Origin of the sequence: Hymenobacter sp. UYP22 (genome assembly GCF_040547285.1) — a bacterium.
In the GTDB taxonomy this organism is placed as follows: Bacteria; Bacteroidota; Bacteroidia; order Cytophagales; family Hymenobacteraceae; genus Hymenobacter.
This window is the reverse complement of record NZ_JBEPPK010000023.1, coordinates 1-24,061: the sequence shown is the minus strand read 5'-3', so window position 1 is coordinate 24,061 and position 24,061 is coordinate 1. Positions and strand designations below refer to the sequence as shown.

The 24,061-nt window shown below is 57.9% G+C and carries 20 protein-coding genes; 7 read left to right on the top strand and 13 right to left on the bottom strand.

Translation table 11 applies throughout. The features are described 5' to 3' along the window. Positions 1-134 precede the first annotated feature (134 nt). The 5 genes from secDF to ABIB60_RS22260 form a co-directional block, all read right to left on the bottom strand. Positions 135-3,113 carry a protein translocase subunit SecDF gene (secDF, locus tag ABIB60_RS22280; RefSeq protein ID WP_354582539.1) on the bottom strand — a complete coding sequence of 993 codons (2,979 nt, stop codon included), beginning with the start codon at positions 3,111-3,113 and terminating at the stop codon, positions 135-137. A 145-nt stretch (positions 3,114-3,258) separates the two neighbouring features. Then, positions 3,259-3,606: a hypothetical protein gene (locus ABIB60_RS22275; protein WP_354582538.1), complete on the bottom strand. Its 348-nt coding sequence runs from the start codon at positions 3,604-3,606 to the stop codon at positions 3,259-3,261. A 159-nt stretch (positions 3,607-3,765) separates the two neighbouring features. After that, positions 3,766-4,401: a uridine kinase family protein gene (locus tag ABIB60_RS22270; protein WP_354582537.1), complete on the bottom strand. Its 636-nt coding sequence runs from the start codon at positions 4,399-4,401 to the stop codon at positions 3,766-3,768. A gap of 169 nt (positions 4,402-4,570) precedes the next feature. Next, positions 4,571-5,152, bottom strand: a complete 582-nt coding sequence (gene rdgB, locus ABIB60_RS22265) for an RdgB/HAM1 family non-canonical purine NTP pyrophosphatase (protein WP_354582536.1) — start codon at positions 5,150-5,152, stop codon at positions 4,571-4,573. Between the two features lie 127 nt (positions 5,153-5,279). Next, complete coding sequence (locus ABIB60_RS22260; RefSeq protein ID WP_354582535.1) at positions 5,280-5,678, bottom strand: hypothetical protein; 399 nt, start codon at positions 5,676-5,678, stop codon at positions 5,280-5,282. 196 nt (positions 5,679-5,874) lie between these two features. On the opposite strand from ABIB60_RS22260, the gene ABIB60_RS22255 reads away from it, so the two are divergent. The 4 genes from ABIB60_RS22255 (at position 5,875) to hemC (ending at position 9,824) form a co-directional block, all read left to right on the top strand. Further along, positions 5,875-6,120, top strand: a complete 246-nt coding sequence (locus ABIB60_RS22255; protein ID WP_125417889.1) for a type B 50S ribosomal protein L31 — start codon at positions 5,875-5,877, stop codon at positions 6,118-6,120. Positions 6,121-6,293: 173 nt separating this feature from the next. After that, complete coding sequence (locus ABIB60_RS22250; protein ID WP_354582534.1) at positions 6,294-7,532, top strand: GlmU family protein; 1,239 nt, start codon at positions 6,294-6,296, stop codon at positions 7,530-7,532. Between the two features lie 27 nt (positions 7,533-7,559). Next, a complete protein-coding gene (locus ABIB60_RS22245) occupies positions 7,560-8,693 on the top strand; it encodes a DNA polymerase III subunit (protein WP_354582533.1) in 1,134 nt (377 codons plus the stop codon). Between the two features lie 195 nt (positions 8,694-8,888). Continuing rightward, positions 8,889-9,824, top strand: coding sequence for a hydroxymethylbilane synthase (gene hemC / locus ABIB60_RS22240; protein WP_354582532.1), 936 nt, complete (start codon positions 8,889-8,891; stop codon positions 9,822-9,824). Between the two features lie 106 nt (positions 9,825-9,930). Here the strand turns inward: hemC and ABIB60_RS22235 are convergent, their stop codons facing one another. Beyond that, positions 9,931-10,557, bottom strand: a complete 627-nt coding sequence (locus ABIB60_RS22235; RefSeq protein ID WP_354582531.1) for a DUF2238 domain-containing protein — start codon at positions 10,555-10,557, stop codon at positions 9,931-9,933. 216 nt (positions 10,558-10,773) lie between these two features. Here ABIB60_RS22235 and ABIB60_RS22230 point away from each other — a divergent pair, with 216 nt between their 5' ends. Together ABIB60_RS22230 and ABIB60_RS22225 are read left to right on the top strand one after the other, a co-directional pair. Next, positions 10,774-11,415 (top strand): peptidylprolyl isomerase, encoded by a 642-nt coding sequence (locus ABIB60_RS22230; RefSeq protein WP_354582530.1) that lies wholly within the window; start codon positions 10,774-10,776, stop codon positions 11,413-11,415. Between the two features lie 25 nt (positions 11,416-11,440). Then, positions 11,441-12,346 (top strand): SDR family oxidoreductase, encoded by a 906-nt coding sequence (locus tag ABIB60_RS22225; RefSeq protein ID WP_354582529.1) that lies wholly within the window; start codon positions 11,441-11,443, stop codon positions 12,344-12,346. A gap of 440 nt (positions 12,347-12,786) precedes the next feature. On the opposite strand, the gene ABIB60_RS22220 is transcribed toward ABIB60_RS22225, so the two are convergent. The 4 genes from ABIB60_RS22220 to ABIB60_RS22205 form a co-directional block, all read right to left on the bottom strand. Next, entirely contained in the window at positions 12,787-13,509 is a 723-nt protein-coding gene (locus ABIB60_RS22220) for an ABC transporter permease (protein ID WP_354582540.1), read from the bottom strand. A gap of 242 nt (positions 13,510-13,751) precedes the next feature. Further along, entirely contained in the window at positions 13,752-14,792 is a 1,041-nt protein-coding gene (locus ABIB60_RS22215; protein ID WP_354582528.1) for an ABC transporter permease, read from the bottom strand. 7 nt (positions 14,793-14,799) lie between these two features. Then, positions 14,800-16,536, bottom strand: a complete 1,737-nt coding sequence (locus ABIB60_RS22210; protein ID WP_354582527.1) for an ABC transporter substrate-binding protein — start codon at positions 16,534-16,536, stop codon at positions 14,800-14,802. Positions 16,537-16,607: 71 nt separating this feature from the next. Next, the gene (locus ABIB60_RS22205) at positions 16,608-16,853 is read right to left on the bottom strand and encodes a hypothetical protein (RefSeq protein ID WP_354582526.1); all 246 of its coding nucleotides are present in this window, start codon (positions 16,851-16,853) and stop codon (positions 16,608-16,610) included. 546 nt (positions 16,854-17,399) lie between these two features. Here ABIB60_RS22205 and ABIB60_RS22200 point away from each other — a divergent pair. Then, positions 17,400-18,695 carry a hypothetical protein gene (locus tag ABIB60_RS22200; protein ID WP_354582525.1) on the top strand — a complete coding sequence of 432 codons (1,296 nt, stop codon included), beginning with the start codon at positions 17,400-17,402 and terminating at the stop codon, positions 18,693-18,695. An 80-nt stretch (positions 18,696-18,775) separates the two neighbouring features. Here the strand turns inward: ABIB60_RS22200 and ABIB60_RS22195 are convergent, their stop codons facing one another. Genes ABIB60_RS22195 through ABIB60_RS22185 form a run of 3 tightly spaced genes read right to left on the bottom strand, consistent with a single transcriptional unit; the run spans position 18,776 to position 23,868 of the window. After that, a complete protein-coding gene (locus ABIB60_RS22195; protein ID WP_354582524.1) occupies positions 18,776-19,372 on the bottom strand; it encodes a PKD domain-containing protein in 597 nt (198 codons plus the stop codon). Between the two features lie 44 nt (positions 19,373-19,416). Further along, on the bottom strand, positions 19,417-20,142 hold the full coding sequence (locus tag ABIB60_RS22190) for a LytR/AlgR family response regulator transcription factor (protein WP_354582523.1): 726 nt from the start codon (positions 20,140-20,142) through the stop codon (positions 19,417-19,419). A 33-nt stretch (positions 20,143-20,175) separates the two neighbouring features. Continuing rightward, on the bottom strand, positions 20,176-23,868 hold the full coding sequence (locus tag ABIB60_RS22185; RefSeq protein WP_354582522.1) for a hybrid sensor histidine kinase/response regulator: 3,693 nt from the start codon (positions 23,866-23,868) through the stop codon (positions 20,176-20,178). Positions 23,869-24,061: the final 193 nt, after the last annotated feature.

The window sequence follows — 24,061 nt, the reverse complement described above, 5'->3', positions numbered from 1 at the left end:
CCCTAATCAAGTCCATCAGCAAGCGAAAAGCCCCGCCGGAAAATCCGAGCGGGGCCCTTGCCTTATTCCTGTCAACAGTTAGCCGGACGCGACAAGGCGAGGTGACGGTAATGAGCCGCAGCCTCCGGGGCTGCTTATGCCTGAGCGGCAGTATTTAACTTGGGCGAGCCTGCCTCCGAGGTGTTCAGACGCTCTTTTTCCTTGCGGCCGTAGGTATCCAGAATCAGCGGGGCGGCAATGTACAGGGAAGAGTACGTACCGAAGATGATACCCAGAATCATGGCGAAGGAGAACGAGCGGAGCGTTTCACCCCCGAACACGTACAGTACCACCATCACCAGGAACACCGTAGTGAACGTAATCATGGTGCGCGAGAACGTGCTGTTCAGGGCCGGGTTGACCACCTGCGCAAACGTTAGATTCTTGTTTTCCCTCAGGTATTCCCTGATTCGGTCATAGATAACGATGGTATCGTTCATGGAGAAGCCGATGGTGGTTAGCACGGCCGCCACGAATACCTGGTCCATTTCATAGTTCAGGCCAAACACCCGGGCAATGGGGAAGCAGGCAATAACCAGCAGCGCATCGTGGAACAAGGCCACCACGGCCGCCATGGAGTACTGCCACTTCTCGAAGCGGAACAATACGTACACGAAAATGGCCAGCAGCGTCAGGCCCAGGCTCAGCACCGAGGTACGCTTGATGTCGTCGGCAATGGTAGCACCCACTTTCGAGGAGCTTACCTTGGTTGGGTTGAGGCTGCTATACTTGCTGTTCAAGCCCTTGAACATGGCGGCTTCCACCTGCTTATCGGCGTCCACGCTTTCATCAGCAGCCATGTAGCCGGTGGTGATGCGCAGGCGGTTTTCAGCCCCGAAGGTTTTTACCTCCGTACCAGCCCCGCCGAAATAATCCTGGGTCAGCAGGTCGCGCACGTCAGAAGCCACTACCGGCTTGCTGAAGTTCACGATGTACTCGCGGCCTCCACGGAAGTCAACGCCCAAGTTGGGTCCGCCCTGGATGTACATCAGCACGAAGCCGATGACGATGAAGATGGTGGAGAAGGTGTAGGCAATTTTGCGCTTGCCCACAATGTCCAGGTTAATGTTCTTGAACAGGTTGTTGGACAGCGGGGTGCTGAAGCTCAGTGACTTGGCGCTGTTATTCTTCACCATGCGCTCAATGATGAGACGCGACACGTACACCGCCGATAGGAAGGAGGTAAACACGCCGATACCCAGGGTAATGGCGAAGTTCTGCACCGGACCCGTACCGAAGAAGCCCAGGATAACGGCAATAATCAGCTGGGTTACGTTGGAGTCGAAAATGGCCGTGGTTGCCCGCGAGTAGCCTTTGTTGATGGCGTCGGTGGGTTGCAGGCCGTGGTCCAGCTCTTCCCGGATCCGTTCGAAAATCAGTACGTTGGCATCTACCGAGGCGGCAATTACCAGCAGCAAACCCGCAATACCGGGCAGCGTGAGGGCAAACTGGAAGTTAGCCAGCACGCCCATAATCAGGAACAGGTTGAACAGCAGCACGGCATCGGCTACCAAGCCGGCGCGGCCGTAGTACACGGCCATGAACAGCATGATGATGCCCAGACCGCCAATTACCGAGAACAGGCCCTGGTTGGTAGCCTCGCGGCCCAGCGACGGACCTACTACGGCTTCCTCCACAATGCGCGTGGGGGCGGGCAACTTACCAGCCTTCAGCGTGTTGGCCAAATCCTGCGCTTCCTCAATCTGGAAGTTGCCCGAAATGCTGGAGCTACCCCCGGCAATTTCCGACTGCACTACCGGCGCCGAGTACACATAGTCATCGAGCACAATAGCAATCTGGCGGCCAATGTTGGCGGCCGTGAGGCGCTGCCACTTGCGGGCCCCCGTGGGGTTCATCTGCATGCTTACCTCGGCCCGGCCGCTTACGCCGTCAAAGTCACCCTTGGCGTCGCTGATAACTTCGCCGCCGATAGGAGCTTCCGTGGTGGTGCTTTTGCGGATGGGGTAGAGTTCCAGGTACTCCTGGCCGCTGATGGCCTCGGGCTTAGCCGCCCACAGGAAGGTCAGGTTGGAGGGCAGTACCGAACGGGTTTCGGGGCTACGGAGCACGGCATTCATGCGGGCCGTGTCGCGCAGGTTCACGCCCAGCTTGCCGGGCATCGTAAATAGGCTGGCCAGTACGTTCTTCTGGGAAGCCGAGTCGGTTTTAGCAGCGGTTTTGGTGTCCTTCTTGGCCAGCTGGCTAGCCAGGGAAGAAGAGTCGCCGGCCGTGGCAGCAGCGGCCGTAGTCGTGGTATCGGTGGTAGCCGCCGCCGTAGCAGGCTTCGTGGCCGCAGCCTCCTGGGCGTTGAGCACCTGGGCCAGCTGGTTCAGGTAGGGCGCAAACTCATCCTGGCGCCATACTTCCCAGAACTCCAGCTTGGCTTGGCTCTGCACCAGCTTCCGCACCCGGTCGGGGTTGTCCACGCCGGGCAGCTCAATCTGGATGCGGCCCGTGCCTTTCACCCGCTGAATGTTGGGCTGGCTGGTACCGAATTTATCGATGCGGTTCCGCAGGATGTTGAACGAGCGGCCGATGGATTCCTCCACCTGCTTGTTGATTTCGCTGATAACCTTATCGTTGGAGGCGTTGATGTCGATGGCGCCTTTGTTGATGGTGTTGGCGAAGATGCGGGCTAGCTTATCGTTGGGCGCTACCTGCTGGAACGACTGCGCAAACAGCGTGGTAAACGGCGTAGAGGTATTGGTTTTCCGCAGCTCCTGGGCTTGGGCCAGGGCTTTGTTGAACACGGGGTCCTTGGAGTTGCCGCTCATGGCGCGCACAATCTCCACCGGCGACACTTCCATGGTCAGGTGCATACCGCCGTTCAAATCCAGGCCCAGGCCCAGCTCCGACTGCCGCACATCCTTGTACGTAAGGGGGCCGAAAACCGGCGCCCGCCACACCGAATCGAGGTAGTGCTGGCGGGATTTTTCGTTGATCTGGCCGCTGCGCGAAGCATAGCGCGCCGCATCCCGCTGCACCCCCCTGGAAACGAGGGTTAGCGAGAGGAAGTACAAGCACAACGCCGATATCAGAACGGTCAGCGTGATGATGAGTCCTTTATTACGCATGAAAAAAGTAGGTTGGATAAATCCGGAAAGAAAGAAGCTGATGCGCCGGGTCGGGCCACGTTCATCTGCACACACCAACAACACGTCTGCTGTACCGCCTCAGCTGGCGGCAACAATCAACCATAAAAACGGCCCAGGCAACCAGCTAAGGAGCCTGCGGCGACAGCGCGGCCAGCAGCAGTAGCGCCCGGAAAACATCCGGCACGGCGCTGGGCCGAACCTGGGGACCGGCCGGGCTGGCTGGGTACCACTGGGGATTGGGCAGCAGCACGGGCAGCGGCAGCCACGCCTCGGCGGCTGGGGCCACGTACCAGCCCAGCGGGGAGGTGGCTTCGAGGGTTACCCGTTGCTTAATTACTGCCGTGCGGGGTGCCGCCTCTACGCGAGCCTGGTGGCCGGCTGGCAGCACCCGCAAGGTAGCCACAGCCTGGTGGTTCAGCCCCAGCACCATCAGCAACGTGGCTGTGATGAGGGCAAAACGCAGACGAGGCAAAAATGCGGTAAGGAAGCGCAACGGAATTGGGGTAAGAGCTACAAATATAGGTTTTTGACCCCGGCGCTGCAAAACTACCGTCGGGCCAACCCTAATCAGACAAAAAAAGAGCTTCCACCGGCCGGGGGGAAGCTCTTTTTGCAAACTCTGGTAGCAGTACTACTGGGCCGACTGGCCCTGAACAACCTTGCTGCGCAGAAAGGAAACCAACACATCCAAGCCCTTGTCGAAGTGGCGGTTGTTGGGGATGATGATATCCGCATCGTGCTTGAAGGGCTTGATGTATTTCTCGTAGGTAGGCGCTACGTGGTTGGTGTAGCGGTAGAGCACGTCCTCCAGGTCGTAGCCCCGCTCGTCCCGGTCGCGCACGATGCGGCGCTGCAGCTTCACGTGCTCCCGGGCATCAATGTACACCTTCAGGTCCAGCAGCTTGGCCACTTCCTCAAAGTAGAACACGAAGATGCCTTCCACCACCACAATGGGCGCGGGCCGGAACACCAGCTCGGCGGGCACCACGTTGGGGTTGTTGAACGTGTACTCCTGCCGACGCACTTCCAGGCCCTGACTAATGCGCAGCACATCGGCCGCGTAAGCCGCCGAGTCGATGCTGCCAGGCAGGTCGAAGTTGGTGACGCCCTGGGCATCTACCGTCTGAATTTCCCGGGGATGATAGTAATTGTCCTGCGAAATCAGGCAGATTTCTTCTTCGGGAAACGAAGCCAGCAGCCGACGCAGAAACGTGGTTTTGCCGGAGGCGCTGCCGCCCGTAATTCCGACGATGAAAGGGTGTTGCATGGGGGTGGGAATAGGCCCGTACCGGCGGGGCCAACCCTGCAAAAGTAAGAAATCTAGCTGAGCGCAGAGGCGAATACCTGAAATTGTAGCCCCAGCCGCTACGCCGCCTATGGTTCGACTGGCTTAAATGGTACTGCCGGAAAGCGGAACCAGCCCGATTTAATGGGAGCTAGTTGCCGGCAAGAAACCGCACCAGCCCCTGCACGGCGCGGCTGCGGTGGCTGATGGCGTTCTTCTCAGCCAGCGTCATCTGGGCAAAGGTGCGGCCGTCGCCCTCCGCAGGCTGAAAAACCGGGTCGTAGCCGAAGCCGTCCGTACCCTGGGGGGCTTCGGTGATGCGGCCTTCCACGGTTCCGGCAAATTCGTGCACCTCGCCCCTGGGTAGCACCAACGCTACCACCGTCCGGAATCGGGCCGAGCGGTTGGGCTGGCCCTGGAGTTCCTGCAGCAGCTTCCGCACATTGTCCTCACTGAGGCGCTGGGGGCCAGCGTACCGGGCCGAGTACACGCCCGGCTCGCCGCCCAGGGCCGTCACTTCCAGGCCGGTATCATCAGCAAAGCAGGCTACTCCAAAATGGTCCCACACGTACTGGGCCTTCTGGCGGGCGTTGCCTTCCAGCGTGGTCTGGGTTTCGGGTAATTCTACCTCACAGCCAATATCAGCCAGGCTAAGCAACTCAACGGTAGCGGGCAGCAGCGGCCGGATTTCATCCAGCTTGTGGGCATTATTGGAAGCAAAGCAGAGGCGCATGGGAAAGTAACTAAGTAAGGGAGCAGTTGAGTGAGGCGCAAGCAGGCCCGAGCGTGCTGGTCAGTAAGAGCGGGAACAGGCCCGATGAAACCGTCGAATTGAGCCCTCAAACTTACTCACTTCCTCTCTAGCGGAACATCAGCTTGATGGTATCCCAGGAGCGGGCCACCAAGTTGTCTTCGGGTTGAGCAGGGGTGGTGTGGTAGGTGCGGGTACCGGCCAGGGTGCGCACGGCCAGCCGGTAGGTGACCGGGCCGTAGCCGGCGGTGGCGGGCAGTATATTGTGGTCGGTATAGTGGTACTGTGCCTGGGCGTGGGGGCTGAGGCTGGTAATCTGGTCGAAGTCGTCGGCCGGGTAATCTTGGCGGTACACCTCGTACCCGCTGACGCCCTGCTCGGCGGTGGCGCTCCACTCCAAGTGTACACTGTTGCCCTGAATCTGGGCCCGGAACAGGGTAACGGTAGCGCCGTAGGTTAGCGCAGAAACCAATAAGCAGATAACGGCAAGGGTAGCAATACGGGGCATAGGCAACTGCTGAAAGGGCAGAAAGAAAACGTAGTAAGTATACGGGTATCCGGCCAGAACCCGGGTTAAAAAGGTGTTAAGTATCAGGCCAGCACCAGAAAAGGGCAGAATGACTTTTGAAATCCGGGCGTAACGTGTACTTTTGCAGTCCCTTCCGCAAAATCGGCAGGCAACAAGGTAAAACGGCCCTACGACCATGAAAAAAGACATTCACCCCGAGTACCGCGAAGTGGTATTCCAGGACACTTCCAGCGGTTTCAAGTTTGTTACCCGCTCCACGATGAACTCCAACGAGACCATCACGATGGAAGACGGCAAAACGTACCCCGTTATCAAGGTGGAAGTTAGCTCGGAGTCGCACCCCTTCTACACCGGCAAAAACGTTCTGCTCGACACGGCTGGCCGCGTAGAGAAGTTCATGAACCGCTACAAGAAAAAATAGCTTTTCGTAAGCTGTTCGCTACTAGCCGTTGGCTGATAGCTTTCTGCAAGAAACTCCCTTCCTCATCCGAAGGGAGTTTTTTATTTGCCATTTTTGAGCATTCATTTCTCCGGCGGTCCGCCCCGCCCGCCGGAGCTAACAGCTAACAGCCAGTAGCTACCAGCCAACATCCCATGCACGTTCTGCTCTTCGACGACCCCGCCATTCGCCCTCACTTGCTGCCGTTTACCTTCACCCGGCCCGTGGCGGCCCTGCGCTGCGGTATCCTCACGCTGGCCGAGAAGTGGCAGCACCGCTTGGGCGTAGAGCGCGTGGGCTACCTCACCGAAAGCTACCTGCAGGCCAAGTACCCGGCCGGCGACACCCAGGGCCCGGCCCTGGTTATCAACGGCGCCATCTGCCCCGATGACCTGCTGGTGCAGCAAGTGCAGGCGCTAACGCCCGGGGAGGCCTTGTTTGATGAGCAAATGCTGGTGGCTGCCCATTTAGCCGATGCCACCCAGGTAGCCGAGCTAATTCAGGAAGGCTTCCAGAAAACCCGCGACGTGCTGGAGCCGGTAACCGCCATTCAGGCCGTGTGGCACCTGTTTCTGCGCAACGGGGCCGAAATCCGCCGCGACTTTGATTTGCTGACCAAGGGCCGGCAGTCGGAGCCCGTAGGAGACAAGCACACCATCGTGTACGCTCCCGAAAATATCTTCATTGAGCCGGGCGTGAAAATCCGGGCGGCCATCCTCAACGCCGAAAACGGCCCCATTTACCTGGGCCGCAACTCCCAGGTGCACGAAGGCGCTATCATCAGCGGGCCGCTGGCGTTGTGCGAGGGCAGCCACATCAACGCCGGGGCCAAAATGCGCGGCGACAATACCGTGGGCCCGTATTCCAAAGTAGGCGGCGAAGTGGGTAACAGCATTTTGCTGGGCTACAGCAACAAGGGCCACGACGGCTACTTGGGTAACTCGGTAATCGGGGAGTGGTGCAACCTGGGGGCCGATACTAACACCAGCAACCTCAAGAACAACTACGCCCCTGTTAAAATTTGGAGCCATTCGGCTGGCCGCTTTGTAAACACCGGCCAGCAGTTTTGCGGCCTCATGATGGGTGACCATAGCAAGTGCGGCATCAACACCATGTTTAACACCGGTACGGTGGTGGGCGTAGGGGCCAATATCTTTGGGGCGGGCTTCCCGCGCACCTTCATCCCGAGCTTCAGCTGGGGCGGCGCGGCCGGCTTCGAAACCTTCAAGCTGCCCAAAGTAACAGAGGTTGCGGAGCGTGTAATGGCCCGCCGCCAGCTTCAATACGATGCTGTGGAGCAGGGCATCATGCAGCACGTGTACGACGCTACGGCCAAGGACCGGGTGTGGGAGCGGGCTGCGCCAGCGGCCCCGGCTGCGGGCGTAGAGTTGTAAGTAGCCGTTGCTGAATAAGCTGAATCAATGCGTTTTTCTGATATACCGGGCCAGCAGCAGGTGAAGCAGGTGCTCTTGGGCAGCGTGCGGCGCAACCACGTGGCCCACGCCCAGCTGTTCCGCGGGGCGGAGGGGTCGGCTACGCTGGCCCTGGCGTTGGCATACGCGGCGTTTCTGAACTGCGAGGCGCGTACCCCGGAGGCGGAGGATTCCTGCGGGCAGTGCGCCAGCTGTCAGAAAATCGACAAGCTCATTCACCCCGACCTCAACTTCATCCTGCCGGTTACCACCACCAAGGCCGTAACCAAGGATGCGGTGAGCAGCAAGTTTGCGGCTGAGTGGCGGGAATTTGTGCTCCAGAACCCCTACCAGGGCCTCAACGCCTGGATGCAGCATATCGGGGCGGAGAACAAGCAGGGCAACATTTCCAAGGAAGAAAGCCTGAACCTGCTGCGGCTGGTGAGCCTTAAAGCCTTCGAGGCCCGCTTCAAGCTGGTAGTTATCTGGCTGCCCGAACTCATGCACCCCGCCGCTGCTAACGCCGTGCTGAAGCTGCTGGAAGAGCCGCCACCCGCCACCATTTTTCTGCTGGTGAGCAACGCTCCCGAGCAGCTGCTGCCCACCATCATAAGCCGGGTGCAGCCCGTAGTGGTGCGAGCCGTGCCCGAAGCGGAGCTGACCAACTGGCTGCGCGACAAGCAGCACATGCCTGAAGTGAAAGCTCGGCAGCTGGCCCAGCTTACCGAAGGCAACGTTGGGGCGGCACTGGCTGCCCAGGCTTCCGGCCAGGAAGAGCACGACTACTTTGCCCTGTTTGTGGCCTGGATGCGCACCTGCTATGCCAACAAAGTGGCCGACATGCTGGACAAGAGCGACGAATTTCAAAAGCTGGGCCGGGAAAACCAGAAAGAGTTTCTGCAGTACGCCCTCACGCTGGTGCGCAAGGTGCTGCTGTTCGGGTTGGATGCGCAGCTAGTGCCCCATCTGCCCCAGCAGGAGCAGGGGTTCGTGAAAGGTTTCAGCCCCTTCGTAACGCCCCGCAACGCCTCCCAGCTGGCCGAGGAGCTCAACGAAGCGCACTACCACATTGAGCGCAACGCCAACCCCCGCATGATATTCCTGGATATTTCGCTGCGGGTGGCGGAGCTGCTCCGCCTCTGAAAAGCTGGACGCAGCAAGCCCGAAAACCTTGTTTGCGGGCTGCAATCAAGCAAAATACAGTTTGCTAACTTAGTATAGCTGCTGCTAAACGGCGTATAGCCGGCTAGCTTGGCCGGGGCGCGTATCTTTGTAGAGGCGAAGGCCCGGGGCGGTTTCGGTCCGCCAAGTATCACGGTTTCTGAATTCGTTTCCAAGTTGAAGACTTCCATTCGTATTGGTACCCGCGGCAGCAAGCTGGCGCTGTGGCAGGCTCACCACGTAGCCGACCGCCTGGCGGCCGCCGGCCTCACGCCCGAAATCGTTATCATCACCACCAAAGGTGACGTGGTGCTGGACCGCTCCCTGGATAAAATTGGGGCGAAGGGCGTATTCACCGAAGAGCTGGAAGAAGGTCTGCGGACCGGCCACGTTGATATTGCCGTGCACAGCGCTAAAGACGTGCAAAGTACTATCCCCGCCGACCTGGAACTGCTGGCCTTTATGGAGCGGGAGCGGGTAAACGACGTGGTGGTGAGCTTCGACGCCACCCTCGACCTGCAGCGCCCCGACCTGGTATTAGGCACCAGCAGCACCCGCCGCAAGGCCATGCTGAAGCGCTTTCTGCCCCACGCCACCACTGCCGAGGCCCGTGGTAATCTGCAAACCCGCCTGCGCAAGCTCGAAGAAGGACAGTATCATGCTTTGGTACTGGCATACGCTGGCGTGCACCGCATGGAGTATGATGGTCTGATTCGCCACATTCTGCCCGAAAACCAGTTTATTCCGGCAACCGGCCAGGGCAGCGTGGCCATTGAGTGTGCCCGCAACCTGGAGCCCGCCCTCAAAGCTGAGTTGCACCGCATCCTCGACCACGCCGCAACCCACTTGTGCCTGGGCGCTGAGCGGGCATTCCTGCGCACGATGGAAGGCGGCTGCAGCATCCCCAGCTTCGCTCTGGCCACGCTCAGCCCCGATGGCGCGACTCTGCAGCTCCACGCCGGCCTTATCAGCCTTGATGGGCAGCAATTCCTCGAAGAAACCCGCACCGCCACCCCCGCCGAAGCCGAAACAACCGGCATCCAGTTGGCCGAAAGCATTCTGGCCCGCGGCGGCCAGCAAATTCTCGACGACATCCGGCGGGAGCGGGAGTAGCCAGTACTTTCTGCCTTCTGCGCATAACGCAGGACCTTACCACGCCTGAACAACTTGTTCACGCCTGCTAAGGTCCTTCGTTGTGTTCAGAATGACGGTTCTGTTGCTATTCTTTTTTGCCTTGGCCAAACAGCGCATACAGCACCAGCGCAAATACAGCCCCGCTGGTATCGGCCAGCATATCTTTCTGAGCATCCCAGATGTCGCCCTGGCTGCCTAGGAAGGCGGCGCCGGCGTTGCCACCGGCTACCTCGGCGTATACCCACTCAATTAGCTCGTAGCTCATGGCCACGGTACCAATCACGCACAGCGGCAGCAGGTAGCTTAGAAACCGGCTCCGAATCAGGTCGCGCTGGTCGGTGTACTCGATGAGGGCGTAGGCGTAGAAGCCCACCGAGAAGTGCGCCACCCGATCATACATGTTGCGCTTGAAGCCGAACAGGTTGTTAAACCAGTCGAAGGGTACTTTCTCAAACGTATAGTGCCCACCCACGGTGTGCATAAAAATGAGTACGCTCATGAGTGCATAAGCGAGATTGGAAAACCGCAGGCCCCGCACGTACATGACTACCAAAGCCCCCACAATCAGCAGAATCGGAACGTTTTCAGCCCACCACGTGCCCCGGTCAGCCGGATTGATGCCCAGGGCAACAAACTCGACGAGGTAAAGGGCCAACAGAAGCTTGGGAAACCAGTGAGTTGGTGCAGTAGTGGAGGGGAGAGGTTGGGACATAGTCGGGCGTGTGAAGAAAATGCAATGGCTTCCGCATACGTAAATGTGGGAGCTGAGCCGTAGGTGCGAAAAAAATAGTTTGACCGGCCACCCATTTACCGCAGGAACTTGAGAAGCTATATGATGCTGCCAATAGCAGGCGGAGGACTAAGGGCGCAACCTTCCCCTTCAAAAGCGTGTAGTTTTGCCCGTACAAACCCGTCTTCACTTCCTGTCATGCCTACTTTTCTGCTTCGGGCCTTCTGGCTGAGCTTGTTCATCGGTTTCACTTTCTCTTTTGCGCAAGCGGCCGGCAAGCCCCGCAAAAGCAAGAAAGATCAGGTTATTACCATCAGTACCCCCCAGGGCGACATCCGGCTGGTGCTGTTTGACGAGACGCCGCTGCACAAAGCCAACTTTCTGAAGCTGGCCGAAAGCGGCGCCTACAATGGCACCACGTTTCACCGCATTATTCCGGGCTTTATGGTGCAGGGCGGCGACCTGAACTCCAAGGACGACGAGCCCAGCAACGACGGCGCTGGCCGGGAAGATGAAAAGCGCATTCCGGCCGAAATTCGGCCCGAGCTTACGCACAAACGCGGCGCCGTGGCCGCCGCCCGCACCGCTGACGTTGTGAATCCGCAGCGCATGAGCAGCGCCACCCAGTTCTACATCGTGCAGAACCCCCAGGGCACGCCCCACCTCAACGGGCAATACACCGTGTTTGGACAGGTAATCAGCGGGCAGGATGTGGTAGATAAAATTGCCCAGCAGCCTGCCGCCGAGCGGAACCGCCCCGTCACGGACATCAAGATGACTGTGAAAGTGGAAAAGCTGAAGAAAAAGAAAATCACCGAACTCTACGGGTATCAGTACTAGGCCTTGGCCGTTGCTACCATCAGCTATGAAAATCCTGATAACCGGCTCCAACGGCCTGCTGGGGCAGAAACTGGTAGCCCTGCTCCGGCAACAACCCGATGTGCAGCTCCTGGCCACGTCTCGCGGGGCCAACAAGCTGGCGGCGGTGTATCCGGAGGTGCAGTTTGTGACATTGGACGTGACCGATGCCGTGCGGCTGGAGCAAGTATTCAGCTACCACAAGCCTACCCATGTACTGCACACCGCTGCCATGACCAACGTGGATGAGTGCGAGTTGCATCAGGAGGCCTGCTGGCAGCAAAATGTGGTGGCCGTAGCCAATCTGGTAGCAGGGTGTGAGCAACATCAGGTGCATTTAGTACACTTGAGCACCGATTTCGTCTTCAGCGGTGAAATGGGCCCACTGGATGAGAATGCCGTGCCTAACCCCGTTAATTTTTATGGGCGCAGCAAAGTAGCCGCCGAGCGGTTGGTGCAGGCCTGCCAAGCACCGTGGGTAATTCTGCGCACGGTGCTGGTGTATGGTACCGCGCACGCGTACGGCCGCACCAACGTTGTGACCTGGGTGCGCGACTCTTTGCGGGCCGGGAAGCCCATTAAGGTGGTAAATGACCAATTGCGCACACCTACGCTGGCTGAGGACCTAGCTACAGGCTGCTGGCTGGCGGCTCAGCATAACGCCACGGGCATCTACCACATTAGCGGGCCCGAGCTATTCACCCCTTACCAGATGGCCCTGCAGGTAGCTGAGCACTTTGGGTTGGACGCTTCCCTGATTACCCCCGTGGATGCCAGCACATTCACGCAGCCGGCCCAGCGCCCACTGCGCACGGGCTTTATCATTGATAAGGCCCGTAAAAACTTAGGGTATCGGCCGCACACCTTCGCGGAGGGCATTGCGTTGGTTGCCCAGCAAACGGCAACCCAGTAAACGCAAAAAACCCGTAGACAGCGTCCACGGGATTTTCACACACCTATTGCAACAACCTTGGATGTAGCGAAGCGCACCGCGAGCAGCCGCGTAGGCTTCGTACATGAATAATACTGTCATAGTCATCCAAAGACGACTCTGGCTCCCCAGACGGCTCAATCAGCCGTAGCGCCCTGTTTACCTACACTGGCAAAACAGTTGTAGAAGAAGTACTAAGCTGCTTGGGAGTTCCTTGCTGGCCGTTCCTTATGACAATATTAAGGCAGTTACCAAGGCTTGTAAAGGACACTTCCGCTACAAACGTGACATGTAATTACGGGCGAAATAATAGGCTTGTGAATAGATGTTATGGTATTATTATGTATTATAATTCTGATAAACAATTAGTTATAGAGTTGCGTGCAAAAGTTGAAATAAGGTGGATGTGAGCAATAAGTAGATTATGTGACATAGGAGGGGCCTTTAGGTAGGGAGGATAGGCGTTGCAGACTCAGTACTGTACCGACAATTGCCAGGCCCGGCCATACAATCAGCCACCAGCTAGTAGGTGCCTGACGGACAGTGGCTAACAGGCGTCCCCAACTCGGAGTATCAGCCGGTAGGCCTACCCCGAGGAAGGACAAAGTTGTTTCGAGCCCGATTAGAATGGCTACTGTTAACGGAAAGCGCACCAGTAAAACTGGTAGCGTATTAGGCCCAATGTGACGCCACAAAATGCGGTGGGTAGGAATGCCAGCTGCCCAGGCCGCTTCCAGATAAGGCTGCCTACTGCTTTGCAGGGTAGCCCCGCGCATCAGGCGGGCCGGTACCGGCCAGCAGGTCAAACTCAGCAAGGCTACTACTCCACCTATCGAAGGCGGGCGCACTGACGCCATAGCCACCACCAACACAAGCAACGGAATAGAATTGAGGAGGGCAATCAGCCCCATAACAATACTATCTACAGGAATTGGCCAGGTAGCGCCGTGGCGGTTGCGGCCCAGTAGCCAACTCCCCCCCAGGAGTAGCGGTACTCCAAGCCAAAGCCAGTAAACCGGGACGTAAAAAAGTGCTGCAACGGACAAGAGCAGAGTACTACCCACGCCCAATAAACTAAGTCGGCCGACCCGCCACTTGGTGTTGCCCCAGTAACCGGCTGCCCCGCCCAATGCAGCACCCAGCATCAGCGTGAGCATGGAAGCCGGAAGACTGACCAGCAGCACAGTACGCGCACCTTGCCATAGGCTTAGGCCTACATCGAGCCCCTGGGGGGTGGTGCCCAGCCAGTGCGAAGAGTGAAAGGGCGGCTGATTGACGTTAGCCAAATCGGGAGTGAGGGAATCAGTAGGGGCTGATAGCGCCGCCAGCGCAACCAGAGCCAGCCAGCCAATTGCCGCCCACTGCTTTCGGAGTAGCGCCGCATACATCATGCGGCTAGCCGGAAACGAGGGTCAAGGACAGAATAAAGGATATCGGCCATGAACTGGGCTGCTAACCGAACGAATGCCACCAGGCCAACGCCCCCCAATAATACCGGGAAATCCTGCTGTAGGGCCGCATCGGCAATCAGGCGGCCCATGCCCGGTAGGGCAAATATAACTTCAACCACCACGGAGCCAGCCACAATACTGGGCAGTAGCTCGGTAAGCAAGGTTACCAGGGGGAGCAATGCGTTACGCAGGGTGTGCCGCCAAACCGTACGCGCCTGTGAAGCCCCTTTGGCCCGGGCTGTTGCGGTGTAGGGCTGCGTGAACTCCTGTTGCAGAGCTCCATCTAACTGAATAGCCAATGCCGGAAAACTACTCAGCACCAGGCTTGCTACCGGCAAGGTGAGCTGATAGAGCATAATCCCAGGCTGCTGCCACGCTTCTGCTGCCACCCCCGAACTCAGCCCGAACGCCGGAAACCAGCTTAGCGCATCAGGGTTGGCGAACAGCAGCAATAACCCGAGGGCCAATAAAAAGAGCGGCAGACTTTGCAACGTGTGCGCCAAACGCAGAAACCAGCGGCGGCCCACCGGGCGGTAACTGAGAATGACCGTCAGGCCTACTGCCGCACTTACGCTGAGCAAAGCCGCTAGCAGCGTCAGGGGTAAGGTATAGTGCAGGGCTTGGGCCAGGAGTTCAGCTACGGGAGTGTCAGCCTGATAGGAATACCCCAAGTTACCGTGTGCCAGTTGGGTTAGCCAGGTATGATATTGGTTTTGGGCTCCGTGCCATTGCCAGCCCACTTGCGGGTGCCAAGTAGTGTAAAAAAGGGGGGTATCGAGCCCGTACCGATGTAGCAGTTGTTGCGTAGCCGCAGCTCGTTGCCCTACTTCGCTCGGGTGGGTAGCGTTTTCCAGCGTGTCCCGAAGCTGGGTTTCGGGGTCAGTAGTTGCGTGGCTGAGTAGAAACAGGACAGATACAATCAGCCACGCCGCTCCGGCCGCCCGGGCCATGTGCCACAGCAACGCCTGCCTCCGCATACAAAGGTTATTGAGCAGTTGGTACGGGCCGAATCCGGGCCGCTTCGTAGCCTGGTTTGAGGCCTGAAACCGGCACCCGCCCAATGGAACGGGCCGCGGCTATCCGATACTGCAGAAAATAAAGCACCTTAAACGGGACTTCCTCAGCCATTACCCTCTGAAATTTTCGCAACAACCGGGTTTTTCGAGTGGCGTCTTCAGTACTGGTAATTTGCTCAATCAGCCGGTCGGTGAGCGGGGTAGCGAAGCGGGTGGTATTATCGGCACCGATACCCCGGGTGTGCAGCAAAGAAGTAAAATCGTACGAAAAGGGGTTGCCTGAAAAGTTGCGGATAGACATTTCGGCTGTTCCCTCGCGCAACTGCCGGCTCAATACCGACTGCTCGGTCGGCCGCAACTCCACTGCAATTCCAATTTTTTCCGCTGCCGCCCTGAACTGTAGCGCTATAGTTTCGAAGGTAGGTTCACCAGCTCGGTAACTGATACCAAAACGCAGCAACTGAGCCGCGCCCGTTTTGCTTGGGCGCGCCCACTGACCGGTAGCGCCGCGCTGCCAGCCCGCTTGTTGCAGTAAGGAAACGGCCTGTTTTGGCGCGAAAGTGGGCAGTGGCAGGCTGTCGTTGTAGTACGGCTTTATGCGGGGGCTGATGAGCCCGACGCTGGGCATGGCTCCTCCCTGCTGGGTTGCTTTGATCAGGGCCGGTACATCGAACAGCAGACCCAGGGCCCGCCGGGTAGCTGCATCCCGAAATATGGGTTGCTGCACATTAAAGCTGGCCGTTGCAAACTCGTAGGAGTCGGCCGTATAAAAATTCAGACGTTTCTGGTCCTCTGCTGACTGCTGCAGCCGCGCAAATTCTGCGGCGGGCATCAGGGAAAACACGTCTACTTCACCCCGGCGCAGGGCCAGTGTTGCCGTAGCCGCATCCGGGATAATCTGATAAACGAGTTTAGTAGGGTAGGCCTGCAATTGCGCTGGCGCAGGTGCCAACGCATCCGCCCACCACTTTTTCTTCCGGCTGAGCGTGAGGTAGCGGTTACTCTGCCACGCCGTTACGGTATAAGGGCCACACCCCGGTACGTTTTCCGGATGCCGCGCCACCTGCAGAGCCTGGTAACGCTGAGCCAGCGCTTGCACTGCCGGCAAAATGGGTTGCCGCAGCATAGCTGGTAGCGGCACTGCCCGCAGTTGTTTTTTGGGGTCTAGTATGTACTCTGGTAAAATCGAGAAGTCGCCGGAGGTACGGATGTGTTCCGGCGACTGGCCCTGGCACACCAGCGTAAACCGGCGGGCATCGGCAGAGTCCAGCTGTATGTCCCGGATGAATCCATATACGGCCTGATCCTTCTCAATGGGCAGCCCCGGGCAGTTCATTACCTTAAGCGTCAGGGCTACATCCTGGGCCAGCACCGGTGAGCCATTATCCCAGGTCGCCTCTGGCCGGATACGATAGGTAACCAGCAGTACAGAGTCATTGGGCCGTTGCACAGTTGGAAACTCCTCGGCCAGCCAGGGTACAAAATCGTGAACCGATTCCCGGCCCACCAGCAAGCTGCAGTGCGTGAGGTTGGCTACTTCGTAAGCACTGGCGTTGCTGACAATCAACGGGTCCAGGTTCTCCGGGTCGCGGGCCCAGCGGATGCGTACTGTGCCCGGGTTGGGAGAGGAGGCTGGCGGCGTGCAGGCCGTCAGCAGCACGCCTGCTAAAACAACCAGATATAGCCTAGCAAAAAGCTGCTGCATGAACGGATAACCGCGTAAGACGTGAGTCCGGGCAAGTTACCACGTTTTATAAATACACTAGGTAGGTTCGCCTAGTGACCATCTCCCCAGCCACCAACTCCATGGTCGGATACTATGTGGCCATCACCCCAGCCACCTACGCCATGATCAACCGCGCAAGTAGTAGAGGAGCCGGAGTCAGTTGCAGCAGATGAGGAAGTGCCGGTTGCATCAAAGGAGAAACTGGCAAATTGCAGCAGGGCGAGGGTGATGAGCTCTAACATGGCTTGGAAATATTTGTGTGTCAGATGATTGAATGACACAAAGGTGGAGTCCAAACCAGCCCAGGTAAAGGAAATACAGGGTGTAATCGTGACCTGTATTTAAGACAAAATTTATAGCTACTATCAATATAAAATGTCGTTCTGTTAGGAGTATGGAAGGAATTTTAATTTTAATACTCGGACAATGTGTAACTATTTTGTGACATATGAAGACAGAAAATACGTATCTAGACGTCTACAAAGGTCTGTCAGGAATATGCAAAAGGTAAAGGCATAGATTGCCAAAATTGTGACATATAAAATGGCACCTCACTATTCCAGTTTCTTGCTTTAAAAGCCGTTAGACGCCCTGTTCTTATGGATGAATTGACAACATTAGTGCGAATTGTGACAGATAGACGGCAAGCAGTTTTGCCGTTTCTCGACTTTTCCGACAGAAATTCTTCTCAAAAAGATCTGCAGCTGGTACGGCTACTGGACAATTCTACGGTAGTCACCCAGACACAATTGGTGAAGAGCCTATACGGTAAAACCGATGCTAAAACGCAGACTACGTATCGAAAACTAAAGTCAAGAGTTCAGCAGAAGCTACTGAACCATTTGTACTTCTTGGATCAGACGGACCCGCGCCATATAGCCTCGAAACGCTATGAGCAGCAGTGCCTGGGGCTGCTGCATCAAGCTAAAATTCTGGCCGGGGAAGGCGAATACAAGATGGCAGAAAAACTGTTCCGCAAGTTTATTCGCGTAGCCGAAGATGCAGAATATACAGCCTATAGTGTGCTTGGTGCTCGTTTTCTTCGCATCATCTATGCCGAGATGCGGCAGCCGGCCAAGTATAAGAAAGTTATCAAGCAGTTGGCTGCTTATCAGGCACAACTTGCTTTGGAGGAAGAGGCGGAAGTGCTGTACGCCGATATCAAGATGGCCCTCAACCATAAGGTAAGGTCACGGAAGTTTCTGTTGCACCAGATGCCGGTTTATCAGCACAAGCTTGAGCAGATTCATAAGAAGGTAAAAAGCTACAATACGTTTCATTTCCTGTATGTTACCCGCCTCTCCAAGGAAGAGCTAGTGGGCAACTATGAAGAGATAATCAAGATAACCTCCGTCACGGAAAAGGCGCGCAAGCAGGGCAAAATCAATGATAAACGCTTCGATAAGCGCTTCAATAACTACATGAGCGTGTACGCGCACTTGCGCTGCCGCAAAGCGGTGAAGGGCTTAGCGCTGGCCGAAGAGTACTTCAAGGATTTTCATTATTCCTCGGGTAACTGGTTTTACTTTCTGGAAACGTACTTGCTGCTGGCTGTTCATGCCAAGCAGTACGGGCAGGCGTTTGAGCTGCTGCAGCAAGCCCGCAAAAACCCTTACTACCGAAAACAGCGCGTAGCAGCCCAGCAACGCTGGGAGCTGTATGAGGCCTACATACAGTTTGTGCGGCCGGAACAGTCGCCGGTGAAAATGCGCTACTTCACCCAGTTCGTGCAAACCGTACCGGACTACAGCCGGGATAAGCAGGGCTACAACGTGGCCATTCTGATACTACAGTTTCTGCATTTCCTGCGCCGCCGTGACATTGAAGGGTTGCTGGCCCGGCTGGAAGGACTGCGCAAGTATGAGCAGCGCCACCTCCGCGACCCAGCCACACTACGCAGTCAGTTGTTTTTCCGAATGCTGCTGATGACGGTAAAGGAAAATTTTGTGCTAGCCGTATGCGAAAAGAAAGCGGCCCCGCTACTAGAACGGTTGAAAGCCGCCCCGCAGCCGGGCGAGGCCTACGGGGAAATTGAAATCATTCCCTATGAGGATTTGTGGGAGCTAACGTTGGGTATTCTGCGACAAAACCAGATGGAGCAGGCGGCCATTGAACACGCCGAGCGGAACCGGACGTAAGCGGAAGCTACGGCTGGTTGGTCAGCAAGTGCTGGGCAGATTAACCCCTCCGTTTACCGTTCTTCTCGTTTCGGGGCGGATTAAGGTATTACCACCACGGTGCGGCTCACGCAGTGACTACTGGGGCAGGCGTCGGGGCCGTTGCCGCGCAGGCTCATGCGTACGGCGTACTGGCCGGGGCGCCGGAAGGCGTGCTGCACTTGCGGGCCATTGGTAACGTAGCCGTCCCGAAAATCCCAGAGCACTACCACATTCTTGCACAAAGGCAACTGGGAATCCAAGGCATCAAACGTAACGGCTTGGCCAACGCGCACAGTGTCGACAGCTCGAAAGTTGAGCACGATTTCTTTGGTAAAATCAACCGGAATAAGCTTCTCGGCAGTGCGCACCTCACCCGTGGCTTCCTCTACTACGTCTAGCTGAATGGTGTAGCTTTTGCGCAGTTGGTAGCAATGCTGTACTACCGGGCCGGTAAGCTGGGTGCCGTCGCCCATGTTCCAGCGGAAGGTGAGCGGCCCGGCCCCAGGATCAACGGCGCGGCGGGCATCCAACTCCACGCACATTTCCATAAGGCGGGGCTGGGGACAGTCTGCGCTGAGCGTATCGCCGGCCTGCTGGGCTACGGCCCGGCTGGCCAGTAGCAGCAAGCCGCACAACACGCGCAGGCTGCGTAGCAAGAAGGCCTGACTGCGCGGAAAGATAGATAGCAACGTACAGGGCCTTAAAACTTGTTCAGGCGTTGAAATACCTCCCGCAGGTAGGTCTGGCCGATGGGAATGTGCTTGTTATCGAGGATGATGGTGTTGTCTTCGATGGTTTGCACGCGCTTCAGGTTAACAATAAAGGAGCGGTGTACTCGCACAAACAAAGAGGCGGGAAACTTTTCCTCCACGGCCCGCATGGTGCTATACACAATGAGCTTGCTCTGGCCCGTCACAATGTGCACGTAGTCTCCCAGGGCCTCCACGTAGCGTACCTCATCAAAGAGGACCTTTACCAGGCGGCTATCCACTTTTACAAAGGTGAATTCCTGGTTTTGGGGAGCCTCAATGGCATCCGTCCCGGTGCTGTACGCTTGCACGGTTTCCAGGGCTTTTTGAGCCGCTTTCAGAAACCGGGCGTAGCTGATGGGCTTCACAATGTAATCCAGCACATCATGCTCAAATGCTTCTACCGCGTACCCCTTATTGCTAGTGATAAGCACCACCAAGGGCGGATCCTGCAGGGTGCGCAACAAATCCAGGCCCGACATCAGAGGCATCTCCACATCCAGAAATAGTACGTCGATGGGTTGCTGGCGCAGGATTTCGGCGGCGGCAACGGCACTTTCGCAGCTGGCTACATGGTGCAAAAACGGCGTATTGCTCACGCAATTTTCCACAATCTGAATTGCCAAAGGGTCGTCGTCAACAACGAGGCAGCGGAGCGGAGCAGAAGTTTCAGCCATAATGCCAAAGGTACAGGCTAACCCGAAAAAAGCCTATTGTTTCAGCTGGGCTTGCGGCAGCCGTTGCCGTAAAATCGGGTAGAGCGCAAGTAATTGCAGGTGAATTTGTTGAGCTACCGCAGGCACGTTATCTGGCAAGGGCAGGTCCGAACGTTTGGCTTGCTCTTCCAGGTATTCCAGCTGATCAGTTAAGGCAGCCAGCCCGAAATAAGCTACCTGACCTTTAAGCTTATGCGCAACCTGGCCCAGTGCGGCGCCTGATGCCTGCTGCAACGCATCGGCCAGCGGTGGGGCCTGCTCCAGGAAGGTGCGCACAATCTGCTGCACAAAAGCCTCGTTTCCGCCTGCTAACTCCTCCAGTAGGCTCCAATCGGGCTGGGGCGGGGTTGCTGAAAGTAGAGGAGGAAGTTCAGGTACCGTAGGCCCCTGGCTCGTGGGCAGGCGCGTTGGGGCAGGCAGGTCGGGGGCTGCGGGGGGCAAGGCGCGGCCGGTGAAGTAGGCTAGTCGGGTGTAGAGCACGGCCGGGTCGAAGGGCTTGGCCAGCGTATCGTTCATGCCAGCTTCCAGGGCCAGTATCCGGTCTTCGGGCAGGGCCGAAGCCGTGAGGCCAATGAGCGGCAGAGCGGATGCATCGGGGAAGAGGCTGCGCAATTGCCGGGCGGCCTCATAGCCATCCATTTCGGGCATTTGAATATCGAGTAGTACGGCATCGAAGGGCTGCTGCCGGGCGGCCTCCACCGCCAAGCGGCCGTTGGCGGCAATCGTAACCTGCACGTTCCAGGCTTCCAGCGTTTTGCGGGCTACCAGCTGGTTCAGGTCGTTATCCTCGGCAACCAGCACCCGTAGCGGCGGCTCAAAGGCAAGCAGTGGCCCGGTTGTCTCGGTGCGTACGGTGGAGGCTTCAACGGGCAGGCAGGGAATCTCAAACCAGAAGGTAGAACCCGCGCCTTCCTGGCTTTCTACCCATAGTCGGCCGCCGTGCAACTCCACCAGGTTGCGGGCAATGCTCAGCCCCAGGCCCGTGCCGCCAAACTGCCGGGTAGTGCTGGCGTTGGCTTGGGAGAAGTCCTCGAAAATGGCATCCAGCTTATCAGCGGCAATACCGATACCCGTATCCTGCACGCCGAAGCGGAGCATTTCAGGGGTGTCGCTCGTGGCAGGCTGCCGCCGCAGCCGGAGGGTAACGCCCCCGTTGGTGGTGAACTTCACGGCGTTGCCCACCAGGTTCACCAGCACCTGGTTGAGGCGCACCACGTCGCCGAGGATGGCGGCGGGTACGGCCGGGTCAATCTTGGTGTGGAAATAAAGGCTTTTGGCCTCGGTGGCAAACCGGAACATGCGCGCCACCCGCTCCACCAGCTCTGGCAGCCGGAGCGGGGCCTGTTCCAGGGTGAGCTTGCCGGCTTCTATCTTGGAGGAGTCGAGGATATCGTTGATGATAACCAGCAGGTTGTTCGACGACGACTGGATGGCCTCCAGAAACTCCCGCTGCTCCCCGTTGACGGATGTGTTGCGCAGCAGGTGGGTCAGGCCAATTACTGCATTCATGGGCGTGCGAATCTCGTGGCTCATATTGGCCAGAAACTGGGCCTTGGCCCGACGGGAAGCCTCGGCCGCGTCGCGGGCCACTACTAAATCAGCGTTGATGTGCTCAATTTCCGCTTTCTGCTGGCGGAGTTCGGCAGTCCGCTCGCGCACGGTGTTTTCCAGCTGCAGCTTCTGGCGGCGCAGAGTGGCGGTGCGGGCCTGGGCGAAGGCGTAGGCCAATCCCGCCGCCCCCAGCAGCACTAACGCTGCAAACCACCACGTGCGCCAGAACGGGGTGGCAATGCTGAAGCTGGCGGTAACCGGGACTGACCATTGGCCCTGGTCCCCAAGCCGGGCCCGTACCTCAAACACGTACTGACCGGCTTCCAAACGCGGAAACTGCGCCTCGCCCACGATGGTAGGGTTGCTCCAGTGCTCTTGGTAGCCGCGCAGGCGGTATTGATACTGCATGCCAGCGCGCCCCGGCAACAAGCTGATGCCCCGAAACCGGAACGACACCCGATGCTGAGTGGCTGATAATTCACCGAGTTGCTGAAGCTGGCGGGTAGCTCCATCTACCTCGCTAGCCAATAGTGCGGGCCGGGGCGCAGTAATGCTAGGTAACAGGTCTGGCTCGTCGGTGCGCAGGCGTAGCAAGCCGTTGCGGGTTAGAATCCAGAGGCAATAATCGTCCCAGGCCACGGCTGCCTGTGGTAGCAGGTCGCGCACCAGCGGGTTATCGGGGAGCGTAGCCGGGGCAAAGTGCCGGCTGGAATCGGCGAAGCTGATGGCGTTGCGGTGCACGGCTACTATCCGCTCCCGCCGGGCATCATATCGGTATCCGCCGTGGTAGCTTGTACCCCAGCGTACGGACAACAGAGCGTAGCAATACGGTGAAGCCAAGCCTTGCGCATTGCTGTAGGTCTGAAACTGACCGTTGAAATAACAGAGTATGCCCGCGCCTTCCGTGCCAATCCATACCCGGCCTGCATCATCCGTAAGCAACGCTGACACATCAATGCCGCCTTTAGAAAAACGATGATACTGGAACCGACCATTACGCCACACCGCTAGGCCAGTATCGTGGGTGCCAATCCAAACGGCCCCGCTCGTATCGGCTGTTAACGCATAAATGGTGTTATGCAGCAGCCCGTTAGCCGTTGTAAAATGCTGAGCAGGTAGGGTAGAGTCGGCCGGTAAGCGGTACACGCCATCCAGAGCCGTTCCTACCCAAACGTCGCCGTTGGGATGCTGGGTAAGCGCCGTTACTGTCAGGTCGGTGGGTACTCGCCGGACTAGGCGTGGATGATCCAGCCTATTCTGAGCCGCTCGCTCCTCCATCTGCCAGAGACCGTGCCCGGCGGTGCCGGCCCAGATAGTATAGGGTGTTAGCTTCTTAAGATGCTTCTTAAAAAGCTGCTCTGCCCGTTTGGAAAAAGATGGCAGCAACACGGTGGGAGCATACGGCAGGCGTTCTGCAAGTCGCCGAACCGCAGCACCCTTTTTTGCTCCCCGACCTAGAATGGCGAAATAGCCATCGGACATTCCACTAAAGCCGGCTCCGTTGCTGGCCAGCGCAGTTAACCTAGGAGATAATGCAGGAAAGAATGTTACGTGCCTATCCGACCAGCGCCACAGACCCTGGCCAGCGGTACCTATCCAGAGGTTATGCTCCCGATCCAGCAGAACACACTGCGGCACCGTACCTGGCGGCAGCAGGTGATATAAGCCAAAAGACGGCTCAAAACCGGGCGGTTCAGCGTAGGGATAAAGGGGCTTTCCATATTCCCGGAATGCCGTGTCCGGCGGCATGATACCGGTACGCGGGCGTAACGGAGCGTTTTTGGCTGCCGCCGTTACTTGTTGAAACCGTTGCTCATTTAACCGGGATATGCCGCCTTGGTAGTATCCTACCCACAGTTGTCCGGTCCGCGGATGCACGGATAGCTGGGTCACAAAGTCCTCGGCCAGCCCATCTTTGGTTGTAAACGTGACAAACTCCGTTCCATCAAACCGCACCAGGCCCTCAGCGGTGCCAATCCAGAGGTAGCCGGCTTTATCCTGGGCCAGAGCGTAGATGAACGGCTGCGGCAACCCCTCGGCGGCCCCGAACTGCTTCAGGAACTGCCGCTGGGGCAGGTGCTGAGCAGTGGCGAGGTGCGCAAACAGGCAGAACAGGAGCAGCAGACGGCGTATCACAGCGGGCAAGATACGGGAGCTTCCGGGCTGTTGCGGATTTCCTCGGTGGAAGCTGATCTGGAAACGTTCAGTTGAGTTTTTAGCCCGCAGAGGACGCAGTGAGTAGCGGGGGGGGGGGGGGGGGGCGGGGGGGGGGGGGGGGCCGGGGGGGGGGGGGGGGGGCGGGCGCCCCGCCGCCCCCCGCCCCGCACAG

Excerpts from the sequence above, each read along its gene's own strand:
- secDF (WP_354582539.1), bottom strand. The coding sequence starts at position 3,113 with ATGCGTAATAAAGGACTCATCATCACGCTGACCGTTCTGATATCGGCG.
- ABIB60_RS22270 (WP_354582537.1), bottom strand. The coding sequence starts at position 4,401 with ATGCAACACCCTTTCATCGTCGGAATTACGGGCGGCAGCGCCTCCGGC.
- rdgB (WP_354582536.1), bottom strand. The coding sequence starts at position 5,152 with ATGCGCCTCTGCTTTGCTTCCAATAATGCCCACAAGCTGGATGAAATC.
- ABIB60_RS22260 (WP_354582535.1), bottom strand. The coding sequence starts at position 5,678 with ATGCCCCGTATTGCTACCCTTGCCGTTATCTGCTTATTGGTTTCTGCG.
- ABIB60_RS22255 (WP_125417889.1), top strand. The coding sequence starts at position 5,875 with ATGAAAAAAGACATTCACCCCGAGTACCGCGAAGTGGTATTCCAGGAC.
- ABIB60_RS22250 (WP_354582534.1), top strand. The coding sequence starts at position 6,294 with ATGCACGTTCTGCTCTTCGACGACCCCGCCATTCGCCCTCACTTGCTG.
- ABIB60_RS22245 (WP_354582533.1), top strand. The coding sequence starts at position 7,560 with ATGCGTTTTTCTGATATACCGGGCCAGCAGCAGGTGAAGCAGGTGCTC.
- ABIB60_RS22235 (WP_354582531.1), bottom strand. The coding sequence starts at position 10,557 with ATGTCCCAACCTCTCCCCTCCACTACTGCACCAACTCACTGGTTTCCC.
- ABIB60_RS22230 (WP_354582530.1), top strand. The coding sequence starts at position 10,774 with ATGCCTACTTTTCTGCTTCGGGCCTTCTGGCTGAGCTTGTTCATCGGT.
- ABIB60_RS22225 (WP_354582529.1), top strand. The coding sequence starts at position 11,441 with ATGAAAATCCTGATAACCGGCTCCAACGGCCTGCTGGGGCAGAAACTG.
- ABIB60_RS22220 (WP_354582540.1), bottom strand. The coding sequence starts at position 13,509 with ATGCTGGGTGCTGCATTGGGCGGGGCAGCCGGTTACTGGGGCAACACC.
- ABIB60_RS22215 (WP_354582528.1), bottom strand. The coding sequence starts at position 14,792 with ATGCGGAGGCAGGCGTTGCTGTGGCACATGGCCCGGGCGGCCGGAGCG.
- ABIB60_RS22210 (WP_354582527.1), bottom strand. The coding sequence starts at position 16,536 with ATGCAGCAGCTTTTTGCTAGGCTATATCTGGTTGTTTTAGCAGGCGTG.
- ABIB60_RS22190 (WP_354582523.1), bottom strand. The coding sequence starts at position 20,142 with ATGGCTGAAACTTCTGCTCCGCTCCGCTGCCTCGTTGTTGACGACGAC.